Below are 22,357 nucleotides of genomic sequence, written 5' to 3'. Positions count from 1 at the left end.
GATCATGACGCACGCAGGTCACCACGACCACATGAACGTCGCCCCTGAGCACGCCGCCCGCGCGGCGCAGGGCCACCACGACCACGCCGATCACGTCGGGCAGTTCCGGCGTCTGTTCTGGATCATGCTCATCATCGCGATCCCTGTCGTCGCGACATCGCCGATGTTCGGCATGGTGCTCGGTTATCGACTCCCCGAGTGGACGACATGGATCGCCGCAGTGCTCGGCACAGTCATGTACGCCTGGGGCGGCGCGCCGTTCCTGACCGGAGCCGCGTCCGAGCTCCGCGCGCGCACCCCGGGCATGATGCTGCTGATCGCACTCGCGATCACGGTCGCCTTCTTCGCTTCGTGGGGCGCGACCCTCGGCATCCTTCATCACGAACTCGAGTTCTGGTGGGAGCTGGCCCTGCTGATCGTCATCATGCTGCTCGGTCATTGGGTCGAGATGCGTTCACTGGCGCAGACGCGATCGGCGCTCGACTCGCTCGCCGCTCTACTCCCCGACGAGGCAGAGCGTATCGACGGCGACACCATCACCACGGTCTCCCCGGATGAGCTGCGACGAGGCGACCTGGTGATGGTGCGCCCTGGCGCCCGCCTTCCGGCCGATGGGACGATTCGCGAGGGCACCGCGAACCTGGACGAGTCCATGATCACCGGGGAATCGCGCCCCGTGCGCCGCACAGCGGGTGATCCGGTCGTCGCGGGCACCGTCGCGACGGATTCGGGTCTTCGCGTCGAGATCACTGCCGTCGGCGCGGATACGGCGCTCGCCGGCATACAGCAGCTGGTCACTGAAGCGCAGAACTCTTCGTCGCGCGCGCAGCGGATCGCGGACAGGGCCGCGGGCTGGCTGTTCTGGTTCGCGCTCGGCGCTGCCGCCATCACAGCCGCGGTGTGGTCGGCCCTCGGAATGCCCGATCAGGCGGTCGTCCGCACGATCACCGTTCTCGTGATCGCCTGCCCGCATGCCCTGGGGCTCGCCATCCCCCTGGTCGTCTCCATCGCGACAGAGCGTGCCGCGCGCGCCGGCGTGCTCGTCAAGGACCGTCTCGCACTCGAGAGCATGCGCACGGTCGACGTCGTCCTGTTCGACAAGACTGGAACCCTCACCAAGGGAGCGCCCACTGTCACTGCTGTGCACACAGCCGCGGATCTCTCCGATGACGAGCTGCTCGCGCTGGCGGCGGCAGCGGAAAGCGGCTCAGAGCACCCGCTCGCCAAAGCCATCGTCGGCGCTGCCGCGGCGCGTGGCATCAGAGTCCAGGCAGCATCCGATTTCTCCTCATCCCCCGCGATCGGCGTGCGCGTCGTCGTCGACGGAGATGTCGTGCAGGTCGGCGGCCCACACCTTCTCAAGCAGGAGAACGCTGAAGAGCGCCCGATCGCAGCAGAGTGGCGCGAAGAGGGCGCGATCATCCTCCACGTCCTGGTGAACGGCCGCGTCGCCGGCGCGCTGCGTCTGGCCGACGAGATCCGTGCGGAATCGCGTGAAGCCGTCGACGCGCTCCACGCACGCGGCGTGCAGGTCGTGATGATCACCGGGGATGCCGAGTCGGTGGCCTCCGCCGTGGCTGCAGAGCTCGACATCGACCGCGTCTACGCCGGTGTGCGACCTGAGGACAAGGCGTCCAAGGTGCGTGAATTGCAGGGCGAAGGGCGACGAGTCGCCATGGTCGGCGACGGCGTCAACGATGCACCGGCGCTGGCGCAGGCCGACGTCGGCATCGCGATCGGCGCAGGAACAGACGTCGCGATCGCCTCAGCGGGTGTGATCCTCGCCGGCGACGACCCTCGCTCCGTGCTGTCGGTGATCGACCTGTCCCGCGCGAGCTACCGGAAGATGACACAGAACCTCTGGTGGGCCGCGGGCTACAACCTGATCTCCGTGCCGTTGGCCGCCGGAGTGCTCGCGCCGGTCGGCTTCGTGCTGCCGATGTCGGTCGGTGCGATCCTGATGTCGCTCTCGACGATCGTGGTCGCTCTCAACGCGCAGCTGCTCAGGCGGGTCGATCTGTCGCACGCAGCCTCTGACGCCTGAGCTCACGCGGCTCGGAATCACGCGGGTGTCGTGCCTGGAACATCCACGCATGACCGCGCCCATAGGATTGCCTGGTGTCTCTGACGGTCTGGCTCTCCCTGCTCGCGGCATCCGTCGTCATCAGCTTCACTCCAGGGGCCGGCGCGATCAACACGATGTCGAACTCGCTCGCCGAGGGCTGGCGGCGTTCGGTGTGGGGCATCATCGGCCAACAGCTCGCATTGATCGTGCATGTCGTCATCGTCGCGGCGGGCGTGGGGCTCATCGTCTCCCGCTCTCCCCTGCTGTTCGACATCATCCGCTACGCGGGGGCCGCGTATCTCGCGTACCTCGGTCTAAGGCTGATCTTCACGCGCGTCCGCAGTGCCGGCGAGGCGGCTGCCGATGGTCCGCGGCTGCCGGAGAGTCACTGGTCGATGATCAGACGCGGCTTCTGGGTGAATCTTCTCAACCCGAAGGCGATCGTCTTCTTCCTCGCGTTCATCCCGCAGTTCATCCGACTCGACCAGCCGGCCCTGCCCCAGTACCTGATCCTGATCACGACCGTCATCATCGTCGACGTCGCCGTGATGTGGGGATTCTTCGCGACCGCCGCCCGACCGTTTCAACGTGTCACACGCACCGCACGTGGCCAGCGCATCCTGAACACCGTGTTCGGTGTGCTGTTCCTCGCCGTCGCCGCGCTGCTGCTGTTCGTCCACTGACGCCGGCCGGGCCATAGGCTGGTCGGTGATGGAAATGGATGCCGCGACCTTCGAACAGCTCGTCGTCGACGAGCTCGACAGACTGCCCGACGAGATGGTGGACGGCCTGGAGAATCTGATCTTCGTCGTCGAAGACCGTCCGGAGGACGGAAGTCTCGATCTGCTCGGAATGTACGACGGGCTCGCGCTGACCGAGCGCGGCCAGTACGGGATGGGCGAGTTGCCCGATCGCATCATCCTGTTCCGAGAATCGCATCTCGCCGAGTGCGAGGATGAAGAGGAACTCCGCGAAGAGGTCCACACGACCCTCGTACACGAGATCGCGCACTTCTTCGGCATCGACGACACGCAGCTGCACGAGATGGGATGGGCATGAGCACTCCGATAGCCACGCCCGATCTCAGCGAGGTCACCGACCTCCAGGCCGCTCCGCTGGAGCCGTGGGAGGTCGTCGTCTGGAACGATCCGGTGAACCTGATGAGCTACGTCGCACGCGTCTTCCGGACGTACTTCGGCTACTCGGCAGATCGAGCGAGGACGCTCATGCTCGCCGTGCACAACGACGGGCACGCGATCGTCGCCACCGGTCCCCGCGAGACGATGGAGATGCACGCACAGGCCATGCACGACTACGGCCTGTGGGCGACTGTCCGGAAGGCTCCGCAATGACCGACGCTGTGATCCGCCTCCCGCTCGCCGTTGTGGAAGGCATTCATCTGGCGGGGCTCGTCGAGGAATTCACCGACGTCCTCGCCGGCTTCGACGACGAGCCTGATCCAGGGCTCGTCCGGCTCACGCCCGATCCCTACCCCGAGGATGCCGAGGCATCCGCGGAGTTCGCAGCCGCCACCCACGACGATCTTCTCGACAGGCGAACGGCCGACGCCGCCGTCGTGCGAAACGGGCTGACACCGTTTCTCACGACGGCAGCCGAAGATCTCGCCGACGACGACGCTCTCGCCCGACAGGATGTCGTGATCGCGGCATCCGATCTCGATTCCTGGCTGCGCACGCTCACTGCGCTCCGACTCGTGATCGCCACCCGCCTCGACATCACAGCGGAAGACGATGAGCACGACCTGGAAGACCCGCGCTTCGGTGTCTACGACTGGCTGGGCTTCCGCCTCGACGGCCTCATCGCCCTCGCCGACGCGCAAGACCTGTAGTCCATGTCATCACGAACGGAGAGACGATGCCGCAATACGCAGTCCTGATCTACACCGACGACTCCGCGCACGCACTCGACGCGACGGAGGATGACCTGGCCGAGCCGAATGGTCACGGCGACGAGCTCGCTGCATCCGGCGCGATGAAGGCGGCGTGGGCATTCACGCCTCGCGACCGCGCACGCTCGATCCGCTCGCAGGGAGTAACCGACGGCCCGTTCGTGGATGCCGCGCAGGTGGTTGCCGGCGTGTACATCCTGGAGGCGGAGAACTGGGATGACGCACTCGCGATCGCCGGTACCAACCCCGCCATTCGCGGTGCCGGTGGAGTGGAGGTACGACTCGTGCACAGTGGTGGGGTCATCGACTGATCAGGCGACGCCGACCAGACGAGGGATGACCAGGTGTGTTTCCTAGGGAACAGTGACCCGCAGCGTCGCGAGCGCGCGAGGATCGTCACGTTCCAGGTGCCGTTCTTCTTGGGCGGCCCAACCGTCCCAATACGGACGGAATCCGTCCCCGTCGCGGTCGAGGGCGCGCCGTTTGCGCGCAGCATCCGGAGACTCCACCCACACACTGACATCGGCGAGGCGCGCGGTTGCGGGGTTCACGGCCCCGCAGCCTTCCAGGATGACGCCGAGCGCAGGCGTCACCGCATGCGCTTCGGCGTCGGTCTCCAGTTCCCAGTCCCAGCGGCGCCACGTGCTGAGCAGACCGCGCGCGTGCGGGCGCAGGATGTCGTGCAGGGCACGTTCGACGCCGGCATCGAGCCCGTCCCATCCTGGGTACAGCGAGTCCAGCGCGATCAGCTGCGGTCGACCGGCCACTGGCCAGTTCGCGGCCACCATGCGGGACAGAGTCGTCTTACCGGCCCCGGCCCGGCCATCGATCAGGACGACGGGATTGGATGCTTCGACGGCGACGATCGCGTCGATGATGCTGACAGCCGCGCGCTGAAGAGCCTGCGCGACCGGGTCGTCATTTCTTGAGGGCACGGATCACGCGCGAGAGCGCACGGCCCGCGACCCACACGAACGGGATCGCCACGGCCAGCAGAGCCACCAGGTTCGGCTCGAAGCGCAGCCCCTCTTCACGACGGACGTATACGCCGACGGGAATGGAGACCCCTCCGCCGCCTCCGCCGCCGTTGCCCTCCTGGTCCGCGCCACCGCCGAAGCCCGCCCACGTCAGGGCGACCGGCGTGATGCTCACCCCATCGACGTCCTGGGGCTCCCCATAGGCGCTCTTCACGCCGAAGGAGGCGACTTGCTTTCCGAGGTCCAGTGCGATGTTCGGCATGACTCCACGCTAGTCGACAGACGGGCCGCTCGGGAGATCAATCGACGCCGTGATCCTTCGGATGTCTCACGGCGCCGCGACCATCGCCGCGCGCCACGTGCCTGGCACGCGTGATCGTGGCGCTGCCGAAACGTGCGCGAGCGTCATCGAGAGCACCTTCGACCTTGCGCCAGTGCTCGTCATCGTCCCACAGCGCGAACGCCGCTCCCCCGGCCGGCCGCAGCTTCTCGGCGCGCACTCCGACCAGCCGCACCGGGTCACGCCGGTCGATCGACTCGTACAGCTTCTGCGCTGCCTCGCCGATCCTCTGCCCCACCGAGGTCGGTTCAGAGAGGGTCTGCGAGCGGCTCAACGTGGTGAAGTCGTCGAAGCGGATCTTGATCGCGACGGTCGTGCACTCCCATGAGGCCTTCCGCAGACGCACCGCGACGCGATCCGCGAGTCTGAGCAGCTCAGCACGGAGGAACTCGCGATCGCTCACGTCGACGTCGAACGTCTCCTCGTGCCCGACGCTCTTCTCGACCCGTTCGGTCTCGACCGACCTGGCGTCCTCTCCTCGTGCGAGCTGCGCGATGCGCGCACCCAGCGCCTGACCGACGGCGCGGTCGAGCATGTCCTGGGGCGAGTCGCGAATGTCGCCGATCGTGCGGATGCCTCGTGCCTCCAACGCATCAGAGGCCTTCGGCCCCACGCCCCACATCGTGCGCACGGACCGCGGCGCCAGGAAGTCGAGGGTGTCTGCCGCTGCGACGATCAGCATCCCATCCGGTTTCGAGATCGTCGATGCCATCTTCGCGACGTGCTTCGTCGCAGCGACTCCGACGCTGCAGCTGATGCCGACCTCGGCCTGCACACGCTCCCTGACCAGTCGCGCGATCTGCCCCGGGCTCCCCCACAGCCGCCTGACACCCTGGACGTCGAGAAACGCCTCGTCGACCGAAAGCGGCTCGACCAGGGGCGTGATCGACTCGAACACCGTCATCACCTGACGCGACACCGACTGGTAGCGGTCGAAGTGCGGCATGACGATCTTCGCGGTCGGGCACAGGCGCATGGCCTGACTCACCGGCATCGCGGCGCGCACACCGTACCGACGCGCCTCGTACGACGCGCTCGAGACCACCGAGCGTCCGTCCGGAGCTCCGATGATGATCGGCAGGCCGCGCAATGACGGATCGTCCATCACCTCTACGGCCGCGTAGAACGCATCCATGTCGACGTGGAGTATGCGTGTGCCGGTGTCGTCCGCTCCGTCAGGAGAGACGAGCCTGCCTCGTCCGTCACCGCGCCCCATGGTTCCATTCTCGCTGAAGCCACCGACAACGGCTCGACAGTCTGGGGGTCGAAACGCCGAATGTCGGACCGATCAGACGAATCGGTCCGACATTCGTACTCGCGACCCCCGAAGTGTCGCGGTCTGACCTACTGCGCTGCACGCTCCAGGATCAGCTCGCGCACGCGGGCGGCATCTGCCTGGCCCTTCATCGCCTTCATGACGGCGCCGATGACCGCGCCTGCGGCCTGTACCTTGCCGTCCTTGATCTTGGCCATGACATCGGGCTGCGCCGCGAGGGCGTCGTCGATCGCAGCGATGAGCGCGCCGTCGTCCGAGACGACGGCCAGCCCGCGGCCGTCGACGACCTCCTGCGGGGTGCCCTCGCCGGCGATGACCCCTTCGAGCACCTGGCGGGCGAGCTTGTCGGTGAGTGTTCCCTCGTCGATGAGCTTCTGCAGGGCGGCGACGTTCTCGGGAGCGATGAGGCCGGCGGCATCCTTGTCCTGGGAGTTCGCGAGGCGGGAGATCTCACCGGTCCACCACTTTCGCGCGGCGGCCGGTGTGGCACCCGCAGCGATGGTCGCCTCGACCTCGTCGATCAGGTTGCCGTTGCGGACGTCCTGGAACTCCAGGTCGGTGAAGCTCCACTCCGCCTTCAGCCGGCGGCGCCTCGCGACGGGCTGCTCAGGCAGCTCGGCCCGCAGCTCCTCGATCAGCGCGCTGGTCGGCTGCACGGGCAGCAGATCGGGCTCGGGGAAGTAGCGGTAGTCGTCGGCGTCCGACTTCGGCCGTCCCGGCGATGTCGTGCCGGTGTCCTCATGCCAGTGACGCGTCTCCTGGATGATCGTGCCGCCGTCGGCGAGGATCTGCGCCTGACGCTGGATCTCGTGGCGCACGGCGCGCTCGACCGAGCGCATCGAGTTGACGTTCTTCGTCTCGGTGCGGGTGCCGAGCAGTGCCGGCTCCTCGCCTTCGGCGACGCGAGGGCGCAGCGACACGTTGGCATCGCAGCGCAGGTTGCCGCGTTCGAGGCGTGCTTCGGAGATTCCGAGGCTGCGCACGATGTCCCGGATCGTCGCGACATACGCCTTCGCGATCTCGGGAGCGCGGTGACCGGCTCCGTAGATGATGTTCGTGACGATCTCAACCAGCGGAACGCCCGCACGGTTGTAGTCGACCAGCGAGTACTCGGCGCCCTGGATTCGACCGGTTGCGCCACCCATGTGGGTGAGCTTTCCGGCATCCTCCTCCATGTGCGCGCGCTCGATCGGAATCGTGACCAGTGTGCCGTCCTCGAGCTCGACCACGACGGACCCGTCGTACGCGATCGGCTCGTCGTACTGCGAGATCTGGTAGTTCTTGCCGAGATCCGGGTAGAAGTAGTTCTTCCGCGCGAAGCGGCTCGACTCCGCGATCGAGCAGTTCAGAGCGAGGCCGAGGCTGATCGAGGAACGGATCGCGGTCTCGTTGACCGTGGGCATGGCGCCGGGGAGCCCGAGGTCGACCGGCGCGATGAGCGTGTTGGGCTCGGCGGCGTGATACTTCTCGTTGGCCGGGTTCGGCGCATCGGAGAACATCTTCGTGTTCGTGTTGAGCTCGACGTGCACTTCGAATCCGAGCACCGGCTCGAACAGTTCGAGGGCCTTGTCGAAGTCCATCAGCTTTGCTGCGGCAGCCATCAGCGGGTCCCTCCTGCGAGCTGGGGTGCGCGGGTGAGCAGCGGAGCTCCCCACGAGTCGACGAGCGCGGTCTCAAGAGCGGCACCGACGCGATACAGCCGGGCGTCTTCGTGCGCCGGCGCGAGGAACTGGATGCCGACGGGCATGCCGTCCTCCTCCGCGAGGCCGGACGGGATCGAGATGCCGGGGACACCGGCGAGGTTCGCCGGGATCGTCGTGACATCGTTCAGGTACATCTGCAGCGGGTCGTCGATCTTCTCGCCGATCTTGAACGCCGTGGTGGGCGCCGACGGCGTGGCGATGACGTCGACCTGCGCGAACGCGTCGTCGAAGTCCTTCTGGATCAGCGTGCGCACCTTCTGAGCGCTGCCGTAGTACTCGTCGTAGTAACCCGCCGACAGAGCGTAGGTGCCGAGGATGATGCGGCGCTTGACCTCGTCGCCGAAGCCGGCCTCACGAGTGGCGGACATGACGTCCTCCACGGTCGGGTTGCCGTCCGGAGTGACCCGCAGGCCGAAGCGCACCGAGTCGAACTTCGCCAGGTTGCTCGATGCCTCCGCGGGCAGGATCAGGTAGTACGCCGCGACGCCGTATTCGAAGTGCGGCGTGGAGATCTCGACGATCTCGGCGCCGTTCGCCTCGAGCAGGTCGAGCGATGCGCGGAAGGATGCTGCGACTCCGGGCTGGAAACCCGAATCGGGGAGCTCCTTGATGACGCCGACCTTCAGTCCCTTGAGCACGTCGCCCCGTGCACCCTCTCGGGCGGCATCCGCGAACGACGGCCATGCGTCGGTGAGCGAGGTGGAGTCCTTCGGGTCGTGACCGCCGATGATGTCATGCAGCAGTCCGGAGTCGAGCACCGTGCGGGTGACGGGTCCGACCTGATCGAGGCTCGATGCCAGGGCGATCGCGCCGTAACGGCTGACCCCGCCGTACGTCGGCTTGATGCCGACCGTGCCGGTGACGTGTGCGGGCTGACGGATCGATCCGCCGGTGTCCGAGCCGAGGGCCAGTGGCGCTTCGAAGGCGGCGACAGCAGCAGCGGAGCCGCCGCCTGAGCCGCCGGGGATCCGGTCGAGGTCCCACGGGTTACGGGTCGGGCCGTATGCGGAGTGCTCGGTGGAAGAGCCCATCGCGAACTCGTCCATGTTGGTCTTGCCCAGCGGCACGAGGCCGGCCGCGCGTGCACGTGCGACGACGGTCGCATCGTACGGCGACATGTACCCCTCGAGGATCTTCGATCCGCTCGTGGTCGGCTGATCCGTCGTGACGAGGACGTCCTTGATCGCAAGCGGCACACCGGCGAGCGGATGCAGCTTCTCTCCCGCTGCTCGGGCGCTGTCGACCGCGTCGGCCGCGGCAAGGGCACCGTCGTTCACGTGCAGGAACGCATGCACGTCGCTGTCGACGGCGGCGATCCGGTCGAGGTGCGCCTGCGTGGCCTCGCGGCTGGAGACCTCGCCGGCGGTGAGCTTGTCGGCGAGCTCGGCGGCTGTCAGTCGGATCAGATCACTCACTGCTCCTCCCCCAGGATCGCGGTCACGCGGAAACGGCCGTCCGCGGCATCCGGTGCGTTCTGCAGCACCTGCTCGTGGGTCAGCGTCTCGCCGACCACATCGGCACGGAACACGTTCGCGAGCGGAATGGGATGGCTGGTGGCCGCCACATCGGACGTCGCCACCTCCGACACCTTCGCGATGTTGTCGACGATGGCGTCGAGCTGGCCCGTGAGCCGCGTCACCTCGTCGTCGTTCAGCTGGATACGTGCGAGCACGCCGAGATGGCGTACGAGCTCAGGGGTGATTTCAGACACCACATCAGTCTAGTTCGCCGCATCAACGCCCCCGCTCCGTCTCGCGTCGCACTCTCGGAATAGGCTGTCGACATGACGACGTTCGATCCCCCTCGCCCCTGGGTCGCCAGCTACGCCGAGGGTGTTCCGGAAGACCTTCCTGCCGTCGACGGCTCGCTGATCGACATCGTCGCAGCATCCGCGCGTGACTATCCGGATGCTGTCGCCCTGCAGTTCTTCGGACAGGAGACGACATACGCCGACATGCAGAGCGCCATCGATCGGGCGGCTGCCGGCCTGCGCGATCTGGGCGTTCGCGCCGGTGATCCGGTCGCGATCGTGCTCCCGAACTGTCCGCAGCACATCATCGCCTTCTACGCCGTCCTGCGCCTCGGCGCAGTGGTCGTGGAGCACAATCCGCTCTATACGCCGCGCGAGCTGCGCAAACAGTTCGAGGATCACGGCGCGAAGCACGCGATCGTGTGGAGCAAGGTCGTGGGGACCGTGCAGGAGTTCCCCGCAGACCTCGCCGTCACGTCACTGGTGTCGGTGGATGTCACCACCGCGATGCCGCTGCTCACGCGAATCGCGCTGACGCTGCCAATCGCCAAGGCGCGGGAATCGCGAGCAGCCCTCACCGAGAAGGTGCGCGGCGCGATCGCCTGGAAGCAGATCGTCGGCGCATCCCCGTTGCCGGCGTCGCATCCGAAGCCGGCCACCGACGACCTCGCGATCATCCAGTACACCTCTGGTACGACCGGAACGCCGAAGGGCGCGGCGCTGACCCACCGCAACCTGCTCTCGAATGCCGCGCAGGCCCAGGCATGGGTGCCCTCGATCCAGCGCGGTCGCGGCTGTGTCGTGTACGCGGTGCTGCCGATGTTCCACGCCTACGGGCTCACACTGTGCCTGACGTTCGCGATGTCGATGGGCGCGCGTCTCGTGCTGTTCCCGAAGTTCGATCCCGACCTCGTGCTCGACGTGGTGAAGAAGCATCCGGCGACCTTCCTGCCGCTGGTGCCTCCGATCGCCGAGCGTCTGCTGAAAGCCGCCGAGGCCAGGGGCATCTCGCTCGCGGGCACGGAGGTCGCGATCTCCGGGGCCATGGCTCTGCCGCACGAGCTCGTTGTACCGTTCGAGGAGGCCACCGGCGGTTATCTCGTCGAGGGATACGGCCTCAGCGAGTGCTCGCCCGTCCTGATGGCGAACCCTGTGGCGGACAACCGCGTGCCGGGAAGCGTCGGGCTGCCGCTCCCCGGCACCGAATGCCGCGTCGTCGACCCCGAGAATCCTTCTCAGGACGTCGAAGCCGGCACGCCCGGCGAGCTCGTGGTCCGCGGTCCGCAGGTGTTCGGCGGGTACTACGGCAAGCCGGAGGCCACCGAGGAGTCTTTCGTCGACGGCTGGTACCGCACCGGAGACGTCGTGACCATCGATGACGCCGGATTCGTACGGATCGTCGACCGCATCAAGGAGCTCATCGTCACCGGCGGCTTCAACGTGGCGCCGACCGAGGTCGAGAACGCGCTGCGGCAGCATCCATCCGTGGTGGATGCCGCCGTCGTCGGGCTGCACAGCGATCACTCCGGCGAGGAGGTCGTCGCCGCGATCGTTCTGGATGCCGGCGCGGAGCTCGATGAGGAGGCGATCAGGCAGTTCGCCCGCAGCATCCTGACCGCCTACAAGGTGCCGCGCAGGATATTCGTCGTGGACGAGTTGCCGAAGTCGCTGATCGGCAAGGTGCTGCGTCGTCAGGTGAAGGAGAAGCTCGAATCGCTGACGAACGGCAGCTGACGCCGCGTCTTCACAGGTGCGCGGCGGCTCGACGCGCTACCTTTGGGTAGTGACCCCTGAAGATGCAGATTTGAACGAGCCCACCGACGAATCCCCCACGACCCCCGGATTCGAGGAACTCGGCATCACCGGACCCGTCCTCGCCGCCATCCGCGGCCTGGGATATGAGACCCCATCGCCCATCCAGGCGGCCACCATTCCGACGCTTCTCGGCGGCCGCGACGTCGTGGGCATGGCCCAGACCGGAACGGGCAAGACCGCCGCATTCGCGCTGCCGGTGCTCGAACGCCTCGACGTCGCGCAGAAGACGCCGCAGGCCCTCGTGCTGGCGCCGACCCGCGAGCTCGCACTCCAGGTCTGTGAGGCCTTCGAGTCGTACGCCGCGAAGATGAAGGGCGTGCACGTGCTGCCCGTCTACGGCGGCCAGGGCTACGGCGTGCAGCTCTCCGCACTGCGCCGCGGTGTGCATGTCATCGTCGGCACACCCGGTCGCATCATGGATCACCTCGCCAAGGGCACCCTCGACCTCTCCGCGCTGAAGTACCTGGTGCTCGACGAGGCCGACGAGATGCTGAAGATGGGCTTCGCCGAAGATGTCGAGCAGATCCTCGCGCAGACGCCTGCCGAGAAGCAGGTCGCCCTGTTCTCGGCGACCATGCCGCCGCAGATCCGTCGCCTCGCCCAGAAGTACCTGCGCGACGCCGAAGAGATCACGGTCAAGTCGAAGACAGCATCCAGCAAGAACATCACACAGCGCTACCTCGTCGTCTCGTACCAGCAGAAGGTCGACGCCCTCACGCGCATCCTCGAGGTCGAGAACTTCGACGGCATGATCGTCTTCGTCCGCACGAAGAACGAGACCGAGACGCTGGCCGAGAAGCTGCGTGCCCGCGGATACTCCGCTGCTGCCATCAACGGCGACGTGGCGCAGGTGCAGCGGGAGCGCAGCGTCAACCAGCTCAAGGACGGCAAGCTCGACATCCTCGTCGCCACCGACGTCGCCGCGCGTGGTCTGGACGTGGAGCGCATCAGCCACGTCATCAACTACGACATCCCCACTGACACCGAGTCGTACACGCACCGCATCGGGCGCACCGGCCGTGCCGGTCGCACCGGCGACGCGATCAGCTTCATCACGCCGCGAGAGCGCTACCTGCTCAAGAGCATCGAGAAGGCGACCCGCCAGGCGCCGACGCAGATGACGCTTCCGAGCACGGATGACGTCAACACCACGCGTTTGGCTCGCTTCGACGACGGCATCACCGCTGCCCTCGCAGAGACCACCCGCATCGAGGCGTTCCGCGACATCGTCGCCCACTACGTGCGCAACCACGATGTGCCCGAGGGTGACGTCGCCGCTGCACTCGCCGTCGTCGCGCAGGGCAAGACGCCGCTGCTGCTGGATCCGGCCAACGACCCGCTCACCGCGGCTGTGGAACGCGACAACCGTCCGCGTCGTGACTCCGGCGACCGTCCTGAGCGGGGAACGGGACCACGCACAGAACGTCGCAGTCGCAGCGACTTCGCGCCGTATCGCATCGAGGTCGGCCGCCGTCACCGCGTCGAGCCGCGCCAGATCGTCGGCGCGCTGGCCAATGAAGGCGGTCTCGGCCGCGATGACTTCGGCGGCATCAAGATCAACCCGGACTTCTCGATCGTGGAGCTGCCCGCGAACCTGAGCCCCGCGGTGCTCGACAAGCTCAAGGACACCCGAATCTCCGGTCGTCTGATCGAGATCAAGGCCGACCGTGGAGCCCCAGGACGACGCGGCGGCAGCGACGGCGGCTACGAGCGCCGCGAGCGGCCCTCGTACGGCGATCGTCCCACCCGCGACGACAAGCCGTTCCGCAAGCCCCGCCACAAGGACTGACCCCTTCCCGATCCGAGCACAGCTTCGGATGCCGGGCCCGAAACGCCGTGGAACATCTCGTTCCCACGGCGTTTCGTGCTTCCGGTCCGAATCTGTGCGCGGTCGGACGGCCACTTCACGACCTGTCGCGGTTCGCGGACATCTGCCGTCACACGGCATTACTCGCGGTAACAGATCGGCTCGCGGTGGGCCCTGCTGCATAGCCTCATGTCACGGATCAGCGAGGACATCGCCGACGAACCAGACAGGGACGCACATGACCATTGCAGAATCAGTCACCACAGGCCTCACCGACCGCTGGCGGGGCGCACGATCGCCCCGGGACGGCGCGGAATGGCTCGTCCGTGCGCAGGAGGTCTCCGACATCCTCGCCGTGGATGCGGTCGAACGTGATCGCGCGAACGCCACCCCGCATGCGGAGGTGCGGCTGCTCAAGGAGGCAGGACTGGTGACCCTACTCGGTCCCCGCGCACACGGCGGCGCGGAGCAGACCTGGGATACGGCGTACAAGGTCATCCGCATCGTGGCACGCGGGGACGGCTCCATCGGTCAGGTCCTCGGCTACCACTACCTCTGGGCGTGGGCCGCACGACTCGTCGCCACCGATGACCAGATCGCCGCCGTCGAGGAGCTCTACACGAGCGGGAACCTGCTGTTCGGCGGCGCGGTCAATCCGCGCGACTCCGACTTGACTGTGCGCGAGGACGGCGATGAGCTCGTGTTCTCCGGCCGCAAGTCGTTCTCGACCGGTGGTCAGATCTCGGACCTCACGGTCCTGGAAGGCGTTCTGGAAGGCACCGAGACCCACGTGTTCGCGATCGTGCCGACGGATCAGCCGGGGATCGTCTTCGCCGGCGACTGGGACAATCTCGGCCAGCGCCTCACCGAGTCGGGATCGGTCGAGATCCGCGATGTGCGCGTCGATTGGGCGTCTGCGGCGGGTTTCGTCGATCGCGTCTTCCAGCCGCTCACGTACAACACGCTGAACGTACCGACCATCCAGCTCGTGTTCGCGAACTTCTACCTCGGCATCGCGGAAGGCGCGCTGGAGACGGCGTCCGCCTACTCCAGGACGTCGACGCGTGCATGGCCGTACGGAGGCGACGACAAGGAGCACGCGAGCGAGGAGTGGTACCTGCTCGAGGGGTACGGCGTCCTTCAGTCCAAGCTCTGGGCGGACGAGGCGCTGCTCGATGCGGCCGGTGCCGAGATCAGCGCCGTGCTGCACGCGCAACGTGAAGAACTGACGGAGCGCCGCCGCGGCGAGATCGCGGTCAGGATCGCCGCCGGCAAACTGCGCATCGTCGATGACGGGCTCGAAGTCGCGACGAAGGTGTTCGAGCTCACCGGCGCCCGGGCGACCGCGAACTCCGTCGGACTCGACATCTTCTGGCGCAACCTGCGCACGCACAGCCTGCACGATCCGATCGCGTACAAGAAGCGCGAGGTCGGCGAGTACGTGCTTCTGAACCAGATTCCTCAGCCTTCCTGGTACACCTGACCTCAGCCGTCCGGCCTGGCATCCTTGAACCATGAGGTCGGTGCGAACGAGCACGCGTGGGCGTGTACAGGGAGTCGGGTACCGGTGGTTCGCACAGGACGCGGCGGCGGCTCACGCCGTCACGGGCTGGGTGCGAAACCGCCGCGACGGGACGGTGGAAGCCGAGTTGCACGGGGCGGACGCCGACGTGCAGGCCGTCCTCGACGCGCTGAAGCAGGGGCCGGCGGGTGCGCAGGTCGACGAAGTGACGGTGACCGACGTGCCGGCGGCGTCGCCAGGAGGATTCGAGATCCGCGCGACCAACTGAGACAGGTCCTTCCGCTCGGAACGGCTGTGCCACGCCCTGTTTCGTGCGGTTGGTCCTGTTTCGGGTCAGGAATCCAGCGCGTCTGGCCCCTCGGTGACGAGGATGTGGAACTGGGCGGCGTCCAGGATGCGGATGCCGAGTTCTTCTGCCTTGCCGAGTTTGGAGCCCGCGCCGGGTCCGGCGGCCACGAAGTCGGTCTTCTTGGAGACACTCGAGGCCGCTTTGCCGCCGGCATTGATGATCGCCTCCTGCGCGCCGTCGCGGGTGTAGCCATCGAGAGAACCGGTCGCCACGATCGTGAGTCCGTCGAGCACTCCGCCTTCGACCGTCGCCGCCCCAGGACCAGGGTGGCCGGGCGTCGCCCACCGCACGCCCGCCGTTGTCCATTGATCGACGATGTCGATATGCCAGTCGACCTCGAACCATGCGAGCAGCGAATCGGCGATGATCCCTCCGACGCCCTCGACCGCGGCGAGTTCCTCGCGAGTCGCCGCCCTGATGGCATCGAGCGATCCGAACCACTGCGCGAGCGCGCGGGCAGCAACCGGGCCGACGTGCCGGATGTTCAGCGACACGAGCAGCCGCCAGAGGTCCTTTGTCTTCGCCTTCTCCAGCTCGGCAAGCAGCGTCTGCGCCTGGGACGACGGCTGAGGACCGTCGACACCGTTTTTCTTCTCGGCCGGCGTGGGATTGCGGCGGAACGGCGATCTCGTCTTGACCAGACCGTCTTCGTCTTCCTTCGGCAACCCGGTCTCGGCGTCACGGACGACGACAGAGATCGGCACCAGATCTTCCAGCACGAGCGAGAAGAGTCCGGCCTCGGTGTCGAGCGGTGCGACAGCCGGTGACTCCGCCTGCGTCAAAGCTGCGGCCGTCACCTCGCCCAGGGCTTCGATATCGAGCGCGCCTCGCGAGCCGATGTGCTCGACGCGTCCGCGAACCTGCGCAGGACACGAGCGCGCGTTCGGGCACCGCAGATCGATGTCGCCCTCCTTCATCGGGCGCAGGGGCGTACCGCACTCGGGGCATTCAACAGGCATGACGAACTCGCGCTCCGTGCCGTCGCGCTTGTCGACCACCGGACCCAGCACCTCGGGGATGACGTCTCCGGCCTTGCGCAGCACCACCGTGTCACCGATCAGCACGCCCTTGGCCTTCACGACGTCTTTGTTGTGCAGGGTCGCCTGGCGCACGACGGACCCGGCGACGTGTGCGGGCGCCATGACCGCGAATGGCGTCGCGCGCCCGGTGCGTCCGACGGAGACGACGATGTCGAGGAGCTTCGTCTGCACCTCCTCCGGCGGGTACTTGTAGGCGATCGCCCATCGCGGGGCACGACTGGTCATCCCCAACTCGTCGTGCAGCGCCAGCTCGTCGACCTTGACCACGATGCCGTCGAGTTCGTGCTCGATGTCATGACGGTGCTCACCGAAGTGCTCGACGAAGGCGACGACCTCATCGATGCCGTGGCAGACCTTGGAGTGCGGGCTCATCGGCAGCCCCCACGAGGCCAGCAGGTCGTAGATCTCGCTCTGCGACGCCACGGGCGGGTTCGGCCAGGCACCGATCCCGTGCACGTACAGCGACAGCGAGTTCACCCGCAGCAGACCTGCTTCGAGCTCGAGTCCGTTCTTCTTGTCGATCTGCTGCCGCAATCCGCCGCTCGCGGCGTTACGCGGGTTGGCGAACGCCGGGAAACGCCGTGCGGCGGCAGCGCGCGCCTTCTCCTCGTCGAACGGCTTCTTGGTGCCACCTCGCGCGTCCCAGCGCGACAGCGTGTCTGCATACGCGCGGTCGCGGAACGACGCCTGCGCGGCGTTGAGCCGTTCGAACGCCGCGACCGGGATGAAGACCTCGCCGCGCACCTCCACAATCGGCGGATGACCTTCACCGCTCAGCCGCTCGGGGATCTCGGACAGACGCAGTGCGTTCTCTGTGACGATCTCACCCACACGCCCGTCACCGCGCGTCGCGGCCGAGGTCAGGATGCCGTTCTCATAGCGCAGGTTGATCGCCAGGCCGTCGATCTTGAGCTCGGTGAGCCACGCGACCTCACGCCCGGACGACGCCTGCGTCTTCGCCGCCCATTCGCGCAGCTCATCGATCGAGAAGACGTTGTCGAGGCTCAGCATCCGCTCGGCATGCTCGATCGTCGCGAGGCCCGTGGCCTCGGCCGCTCCGACCATCTGAGTCGGCGAATCCTGCCCTTGCAGTTCTGGGTGCAGGCGCTCGAGCTCTTCGAGCCGGTGCATCCACCCGTCGTAGGTCGCGTCGTCGACGAGCGAGGTGTCGCGCCCGTAGTACGCGTCCTTCGCCTCGAGAATGCGAGTGGTCAGCTCTTCGGCTTCGACGCGGGCGTCTTCCAGCGAGATGTTCTCCGGCACCGTCTCAGTCTACGAGCGGGGGCCGACATCCGAGGCTCCGCTCACGCGTCGACCGGAACCGCCGAGACCGTCCTGTCGATCGTGAACTGCCCGAGCACGCGGGTGCCGATGTAGAGCACTGCCGTCTGCCCTGGAGCAACGCCGTCGAGGGGCACTTCCGGCACGACATCCACTCCGGCGGCCGACACCGTGGCGCGCGCGGGAACAGGCTCGGAGTGCGCACGGATCTGCACATGACACTCGAAGGAGGAGTCGACTGGTGCAGCGCCGGCCCACGAGTACCGCTCCCCCGATATCTCACCGATCGCGAGGGCTTCCTTCGGCCCGACCACCACCGTGTTCGACACCGGCCTGACTTCGAGCACGAACCTCGGCTTGCCATCGGCCGCCGGCACACCGAGCTTCAGCCCCTTGCGCTGTCCGACGGTGAATGCATGCGCGCCCTCATGGGAGCCGATGACGGCACCGGAGCGGTCGAGGATCTCGCCTTGCTCGGCGCCGACCTTCTCGGCCAGCCATCCGCGTGTGTCGCCGTCAGGGATGAAGCAGATGTCGTGGCTGTCGGGCTTCTGCGCGACGCTGAGACCTCGCTCGGCCGCCTCGGCACGCACGATCGCCTTGGAGGGCGTCGTGCCCAGTGGGAAGTACGTGTGCGCGAGCTGCTCGGCGTTGAGCACACCCAGCACGTAGGACTGATCCTTCGCGTTGTCGGATGCCCGGTGCAGCTCGAGACCGCCTTCGCCGTCGACGAGCGTCGCGTAATGCCCGGTGCAGACGGCATCGAAGCCGAGCTCGATCGCGCGCTCCAGAAGGGCGGCGAACTTGATCTTCTCGTTGCAGCGCATGCACGGGTTGGGCGTGCGGCCCGCCTTGTACTCGGAGACGAAGTCATCGATCACGTCGTCGCGGAAGCGCTCGGAGAAGTCCCAGACGTAGAACGGGATGCCGAGCTTGTCGGACGCCCTGCGCGCGTCCATGGCGTCCTCGATCGTGCAGCATCCCCTGCTGCCGGTGCGCAGCGTGCCGCCGGCCCTGGAGAGGGCGAGGTGCACTCCGGTGACGTCGTGTCCTGCCTCGACGGCGCGTGCCGCCGCGACGGCCGAGTCCACGCCACCGCTCATGGCCGCAAGAATTCGCATTGGTCCAGTCTACGAGCGTGACGCTTCGACAGGCTCAGTGAGCGCTCAGTTTTCCGGATGCGCGCACATACGCATCGCCGATCGCGGCGAGCACCGCGTCGACATCCGCGTCCGTCGAGGTGCGTCCCAGCGTGAACCGCAGCACGTTGCGGGCGTCCTGCTCGCTGCGCCCCATCGCCATAACGACGTGCGAGGGCTCGGCGACCCCGGCCTGGCAGGCGGAGCCGGTGGATGCCGCGACCCCCGCGACATCGAGAAGGAAGAGCAGGCTCTCCCCCACCGCTCCAGGGAACAGCACGTGCACGTTGTTCGGCAGGCGGTCGACCGGGTCGCCGAGAAGCTCGGCCGGCGGGACAGCCGAGCGGATGCCGTCGATCAGACGATCCCGCAACGTCGTGAGCCGCGCTGCCTCCGATTCGCGCTCCGCCTCGGCACGCTCCAGTGCGACCGCGAAAGCCGCCGCTCCCGCAACGTCCTGAGTTCCGGCGCGGAGTCCTCGTTGCTGCGCACCTCCGTGCAGCAGACCGGTGAGCTTGGCCGTACGAGCGACCACGAGCGCACCGACGCCCACCGGTGCGCCGATCTTGTGCCCCGCGACGCTCATCGCGACCAGGCCCACTCCCGCGCCGGCATCCGCTCGGAGATTCCGGAACGATAGCGCCACATGTCCGAGGGCTCCCACTGCGTCCAAGTGCAGCGGCACTCGAGCCGTCGCCGCCGCGCCGGCGAGAGCCGCGGCATCGTTGATCGTGCCCACCTCGTTGTTCGCGACGAGTGCCGTCGCCAGCGCCGCACCTCCGAGAGCCTCGGTGAACGCCGTGATCTCGATCCGCCCGGTCCCATCAAGGGGCACCCGTCGCACTGCGGCGCCCTCGGCCGCCAGAGCCGAGACCGTGTCCATGCTCGCGTGGTGCTCGCCATCGGGCAGCACGATGGCATCGGCACCCGACCCTCGAGCCGCCCAGAGTCCGCGCAGTGCGGTGTTGATCGATTCGGTCCCCCCGGAGGTGAGGACGACCTCGATCGGATCGCTCCCGAGGACGGCGGCGATCCGCTCACGTGATTCCTCGAGCAGGCGGCGGGCGTCCTGGCCCGCGCCGTGCGTCGACGACGCGTTGCCGACGACTTCCGTGGCATCCAGCCAGGCGTCGCGCGCCTCAGGGCGCAGCGGCGTGGTCGCCGCGTGATCGAGATAGAACCGCATCCCTTAACTCTCCCCCATTTCTCGCGACACGGCGCATGGAACTGAGTACGCGCTGTCATGAGACTGCAACACATCCCGCCTAATGTGTACTCATGCCCGAGTCCCAAGACTTCACCGCGCCCGGCGGCGCTGCCCTCGACAATCTCGGCGTCCGACTGCATGAGCACGGCGCGACCCTGCGCGTCTGGTCGCAGAACGCCTCTTCGATCGAACTCGTGATCTTCGACGAGACCGACCTCGACTGGGTCACCGACGAGGTCGACCTCGAGCGTGGAACTGACGACGTCTGGGAGGTCACCACCGACCTGCTGCGGCCCGGAACCAGGTACGCCGTCCGCGTCGGAGGTCCGCACGGTCCGGGCAACACGTTCAATCCCGAGACCCTGCTGCTCGATCCCTATGCCAAGGGTCTTGCCCAAGGCGACGGATACGAGGAGTGGCGCTCGGTCGTCATCGTCGACGGCTTCGACTGGGCGGATTCGCATAAGCCCCGCATCCCACTCGATCGCACCGTGATCTATGAGGCGCACCTCAAGGGCGTGACGAAGCGTCAGCCAGACGTCCCGCCTGCTCTTCACGGCACCTACGCGGGTCTCGCCCATCCGGCGATGATCGAGTACTTCCATTCGCTCGGTATCACCGCGATAGAGCTCCTCCCCGTGCACGCCTTCGTTCCGGAGCCGCGTCTTCTCGAGCGCGGGCTCACGAACTACTGGGGCTACAACACCCTCAACTTCTTCACGCCGCACAATGCCTACGCCACGGACGACGCTCGCAAGGAGGGTCCAGAGGCAGTGCTCGCCGAGTTCAAGGGCATGGTGAAGCTGCTGCACGAGGCGGGCATAGAGGTCATCCTCGATGTCGTCTACAACCACACATCGGAGGAGGGCATCGGCGGCCCGCGCTCGAGCCTGCGCGGCATCGACAACGCGAACTACTACCGACAGCAGCCCGACGGCGTCTACGTCGACACCACCGGCTGCGGCAACACCCTCGACACCTCGAAGGATGCCGCAGCACGGCTCGTGCTGGATTCTCTGCGGTACTGGGCGCAGGAGATGCAGATCGATGGCTTCCGCTTCGATCTGGCAGCCGCACTCGGCCGCGACGAGAACCATGAGTACACGCCGGAGCATCCGCTCCTCATCGCCATCCGCGACGATCCGGCTCTGCAGGATGTCAAGCTCATCGCCGAACCATGGGATGTCGGCCTCGGCGGCTGGCAGACCGGCAACTTCACCGCGGGCTGGCTGGAGTGGAACGATCGCTACCGCGACCGCGTGCGCAATTTTTGGCTCAGCGACATCGACTACGCGCGCCGCGCATCCGCACCCGTGGGGATCGGCGGCTTCGCGACTCGACTGGCCGGATCATCGAACACCTTCAGCGAAGATCGAGGACCTCTCGCGAGCGTGAACTTCATCACCGCGCACGACGGCTTCACCCTGCGTGATCTGGTCACGTACGACGTCAAGCACAATGAGGCCAACGGCGAGGACAACCGCGACGGTGCCGACACGAACCGCTCGTTCAATCATGGCATCGAGGGACCCACCGCCGACCCCTCGGTCCAGGCCGCACGGCGCAAGGCCATGCGGAATCTGCTCGGCACCCTGCTGCTCTCGGCCGGTATCCCGATGCTGACGGCGGGAGATGAGAGCGGACGCACGCAGGGCGGCAACAACAATGCCTATGCCCAGGACTCTGACCTCACCTGGCTGAGCTGGGACGACGAGGACTGGCAGAAGGACCTCCGCGCCCACGTCTCGGCGCTCACAAGGCTGCGCCGTGAGAACCCCGCTCTCAGGCCGAGCCGCTACGCACGTCTCGGCGAACACACGCCCAATGCCTCCGTCATGGACTGGTACGACCAGAACGGCGAGACCATGGAGCAGGAGCAGTGGACCGATCCTGGCAACCGCACGCTGCAGTACGTCGCAGCATCCACGCCAGTGGACGAACCGGCCAATCGCATCCTGCTCGTCGTACACGGCATCGAGGCCCCCATCGAGATCACGCTGCCCGCGCTCGAGAATGCGAGTCGATTCGTGTCGCTGTGGTCGAGTTCCGACGAACATCCCGGCGGGGAATCAGAGACGTTCGCGCCCGGCGACGTGCTCATGACGCCGGGAACATCCATGCGGCTCTTCCGCGTCGAATAGCGCGCGCCGGACACGACATGGCGGCGGGTGTCCAGT

At 67.1% G+C, this 22,357-nt stretch carries 20 protein-coding genes; 11 read left to right on the top strand and 9 right to left on the bottom strand.

Annotated features, from left to right (window positions below; all coding sequences use genetic code 11):
• Positions 1-4 precede the first annotated feature (4 nt).
• The 6 genes from IEV67_RS10100 to IEV67_RS10075 all read left to right on the top strand — a co-directional run bounded on the left by IEV67_RS10100 (position 5) and on the right by IEV67_RS10075 (position 4,285).
• Positions 5-2,044 (top strand): heavy metal translocating P-type ATPase, encoded by a 2,040-nt coding sequence (locus IEV67_RS10100; RefSeq protein WP_188436465.1) that lies wholly within the window; start codon positions 5-7, stop codon positions 2,042-2,044.
• A 74-nt stretch (positions 2,045-2,118) separates the two neighbouring features.
• On the top strand, positions 2,119-2,748 hold the full coding sequence (locus IEV67_RS10095) for a LysE family transporter (protein ID WP_188436464.1): 630 nt from the start codon (positions 2,119-2,121) through the stop codon (positions 2,746-2,748).
• Positions 2,749-2,776: 28 nt separating this feature from the next.
• The gene (locus IEV67_RS10090) at positions 2,777-3,124 is read left to right on the top strand and encodes a metallopeptidase family protein (protein WP_188436463.1); all 348 of its coding nucleotides are present in this window, start codon (positions 2,777-2,779) and stop codon (positions 3,122-3,124) included.
• On the top strand, positions 3,121-3,417 hold the full coding sequence (clpS, locus tag IEV67_RS10085) for an ATP-dependent Clp protease adapter ClpS (protein ID WP_373284466.1): 297 nt from the start codon (positions 3,121-3,123) through the stop codon (positions 3,415-3,417). Before IEV67_RS10090 ends, clpS begins: the two co-directional genes overlap by 4 nt.
• The gene (locus tag IEV67_RS10080; protein ID WP_188436461.1) at positions 3,414-3,914 is read left to right on the top strand and encodes a DUF2017 family protein; all 501 of its coding nucleotides are present in this window, start codon (positions 3,414-3,416) and stop codon (positions 3,912-3,914) included. Before clpS ends, IEV67_RS10080 begins: the two co-directional genes overlap by 4 nt.
• Before the next feature lie 26 nt (positions 3,915-3,940).
• Positions 3,941-4,285 (top strand): YciI family protein, encoded by a 345-nt coding sequence (locus IEV67_RS10075; RefSeq protein WP_188436460.1) that lies wholly within the window; start codon positions 3,941-3,943, stop codon positions 4,283-4,285.
• Positions 4,286-4,327: 42 nt separating this feature from the next.
• On the opposite strand, the gene IEV67_RS10070 is transcribed toward IEV67_RS10075, so the two are convergent.
• From IEV67_RS10070 to gatC, 6 genes are all read right to left on the bottom strand, one after another.
• Positions 4,328-4,909 (bottom strand): nucleoside/nucleotide kinase family protein, encoded by a 582-nt coding sequence (locus tag IEV67_RS10070; RefSeq protein WP_188436459.1) that lies wholly within the window; start codon positions 4,907-4,909, stop codon positions 4,328-4,330.
• A complete protein-coding gene (locus IEV67_RS10065) occupies positions 4,893-5,213 on the bottom strand; it encodes a hypothetical protein (protein ID WP_033107207.1) in 321 nt (106 codons plus the stop codon). The genes IEV67_RS10070 and IEV67_RS10065 overlap by 17 nt, the downstream gene beginning before the upstream one ends.
• 37 nt (positions 5,214-5,250) lie before the next feature.
• A complete protein-coding gene (gene dinB / locus IEV67_RS10060; protein WP_188436458.1) occupies positions 5,251-6,507 on the bottom strand; it encodes a DNA polymerase IV in 1,257 nt (418 codons plus the stop codon).
• Between the two features lie 128 nt (positions 6,508-6,635).
• Positions 6,636-8,168 (bottom strand): Asp-tRNA(Asn)/Glu-tRNA(Gln) amidotransferase subunit GatB, encoded by a 1,533-nt coding sequence (gene gatB / locus IEV67_RS10055; RefSeq protein ID WP_188436457.1) that lies wholly within the window; start codon positions 8,166-8,168, stop codon positions 6,636-6,638.
• Positions 8,168-9,685, bottom strand: coding sequence for an Asp-tRNA(Asn)/Glu-tRNA(Gln) amidotransferase subunit GatA (gatA, locus tag IEV67_RS10050; protein WP_188436456.1), 1,518 nt, complete (start codon positions 9,683-9,685; stop codon positions 8,168-8,170). The genes gatB and gatA overlap by 1 nt, the downstream gene beginning before the upstream one ends.
• Complete coding sequence (gatC, locus tag IEV67_RS10045; RefSeq protein WP_033107210.1) at positions 9,682-9,981, bottom strand: Asp-tRNA(Asn)/Glu-tRNA(Gln) amidotransferase subunit GatC; 300 nt, start codon at positions 9,979-9,981, stop codon at positions 9,682-9,684. Before gatC ends, gatA begins: the two co-directional genes overlap by 4 nt.
• 72 nt (positions 9,982-10,053) lie before the next feature.
• Between gatC and IEV67_RS10040 the strand changes: the two genes are divergently transcribed.
• The 4 genes from IEV67_RS10040 (at position 10,054) to IEV67_RS10025 (ending at position 15,432) form a co-directional block, all read left to right on the top strand.
• Positions 10,054-11,754, top strand: coding sequence for a long-chain-fatty-acid--CoA ligase (locus IEV67_RS10040; protein ID WP_188436455.1), 1,701 nt, complete (start codon positions 10,054-10,056; stop codon positions 11,752-11,754).
• 70 nt (positions 11,755-11,824) lie between these two features.
• Complete coding sequence (locus IEV67_RS10035; protein WP_188436454.1) at positions 11,825-13,624, top strand: DEAD/DEAH box helicase; 1,800 nt, start codon at positions 11,825-11,827, stop codon at positions 13,622-13,624.
• Positions 13,625-13,880: 256 nt separating this feature from the next.
• Positions 13,881-15,125 carry an acyl-CoA dehydrogenase family protein gene (locus IEV67_RS10030; protein ID WP_188436453.1) on the top strand — a complete coding sequence of 415 codons (1,245 nt, stop codon included), beginning with the start codon at positions 13,881-13,883 and terminating at the stop codon, positions 15,123-15,125.
• Between the two features lie 31 nt (positions 15,126-15,156).
• Positions 15,157-15,432: an acylphosphatase gene (locus IEV67_RS10025; RefSeq protein ID WP_188436452.1), complete on the top strand. Its 276-nt coding sequence runs from the start codon at positions 15,157-15,159 to the stop codon at positions 15,430-15,432.
• Between the two features lie 65 nt (positions 15,433-15,497).
• On the opposite strand, the gene ligA is transcribed toward IEV67_RS10025, so the two are convergent.
• The 3 genes from ligA to IEV67_RS10010 are packed head-to-tail and all read right to left on the bottom strand — an operon-like array spanning position 15,498 to position 20,159.
• A complete protein-coding gene (gene ligA, locus IEV67_RS10020; protein WP_188436451.1) occupies positions 15,498-17,816 on the bottom strand; it encodes an NAD-dependent DNA ligase LigA in 2,319 nt (772 codons plus the stop codon).
• Between the two features lie 41 nt (positions 17,817-17,857).
• Positions 17,858-18,955, bottom strand: a complete 1,098-nt coding sequence (gene mnmA, locus IEV67_RS10015) for a tRNA 2-thiouridine(34) synthase MnmA (protein WP_188436450.1) — start codon at positions 18,953-18,955, stop codon at positions 17,858-17,860.
• Between the two features lie 34 nt (positions 18,956-18,989).
• A complete protein-coding gene (locus IEV67_RS10010) occupies positions 18,990-20,159 on the bottom strand; it encodes a cysteine desulfurase family protein (protein WP_188436449.1) in 1,170 nt (389 codons plus the stop codon).
• 92 nt (positions 20,160-20,251) lie between these two features.
• On the opposite strand from IEV67_RS10010, the gene glgX reads away from it, so the two are divergent.
• On the top strand, positions 20,252-22,321 hold the full coding sequence (gene glgX, locus IEV67_RS10005) for a glycogen debranching protein GlgX (protein WP_188436448.1): 2,070 nt from the start codon (positions 20,252-20,254) through the stop codon (positions 22,319-22,321).
• Positions 22,322-22,357: the final 36 nt, after the last annotated feature.

The sequence above is a fragment of the Microbacterium murale genome (genome assembly GCF_014635185.1).
In the GTDB taxonomy this organism is placed as follows: Bacteria; Actinomycetota; Actinomycetes; order Actinomycetales; family Microbacteriaceae; genus Microbacterium; species Microbacterium murale.
Note: the sequence above shows the minus strand (reverse complement) of the source record. Positions and strands in the feature narration are given on the sequence as shown.

Coding starts and splice junctions, on each gene's coding strand:
- IEV67_RS10025 (WP_188436452.1), top strand. CDS start 15,157: ATGAGGTCGGTGCGAACGAGCACGCGTGGGCGTGTACAGGGAGTCGGG.
- IEV67_RS10010 (WP_188436449.1), bottom strand. CDS start 20,159: ATGCGGTTCTATCTCGATCACGCGGCGACCACGCCGCTGCGCCCTGAG.
- IEV67_RS10030 (WP_188436453.1), top strand. CDS start 13,881: ATGACCATTGCAGAATCAGTCACCACAGGCCTCACCGACCGCTGGCGG.
- IEV67_RS10065 (WP_033107207.1), bottom strand. CDS start 5,213: ATGCCGAACATCGCACTGGACCTCGGAAAGCAAGTCGCCTCCTTCGGC.
- IEV67_RS10100 (WP_188436465.1), top strand. CDS start 5: ATGACGCACGCAGGTCACCACGACCACATGAACGTCGCCCCTGAGCAC.
- IEV67_RS10090 (WP_188436463.1), top strand. CDS start 2,777: ATGGAAATGGATGCCGCGACCTTCGAACAGCTCGTCGTCGACGAGCTC.
- glgX (WP_188436448.1), top strand. CDS start 20,252: ATGCCCGAGTCCCAAGACTTCACCGCGCCCGGCGGCGCTGCCCTCGAC.
- gatB (WP_188436457.1), bottom strand. CDS start 8,168: ATGGCTGCCGCAGCAAAGCTGATGGACTTCGACAAGGCCCTCGAACTG.
- IEV67_RS10080 (WP_188436461.1), top strand. CDS start 3,414: ATGACCGACGCTGTGATCCGCCTCCCGCTCGCCGTTGTGGAAGGCATT.
- dinB (WP_188436458.1), bottom strand. CDS start 6,507: ATGGGGCGCGGTGACGGACGAGGCAGGCTCGTCTCTCCTGACGGAGCG.
- IEV67_RS10075 (WP_188436460.1), top strand. CDS start 3,941: ATGCCGCAATACGCAGTCCTGATCTACACCGACGACTCCGCGCACGCA.
- IEV67_RS10040 (WP_188436455.1), top strand. CDS start 10,054: ATGACGACGTTCGATCCCCCTCGCCCCTGGGTCGCCAGCTACGCCGAG.
- clpS (WP_373284466.1), top strand. CDS start 3,121: ATGAGCACTCCGATAGCCACGCCCGATCTCAGCGAGGTCACCGACCTC.
- mnmA (WP_188436450.1), bottom strand. CDS start 18,955: ATGCGAATTCTTGCGGCCATGAGCGGTGGCGTGGACTCGGCCGTCGCG.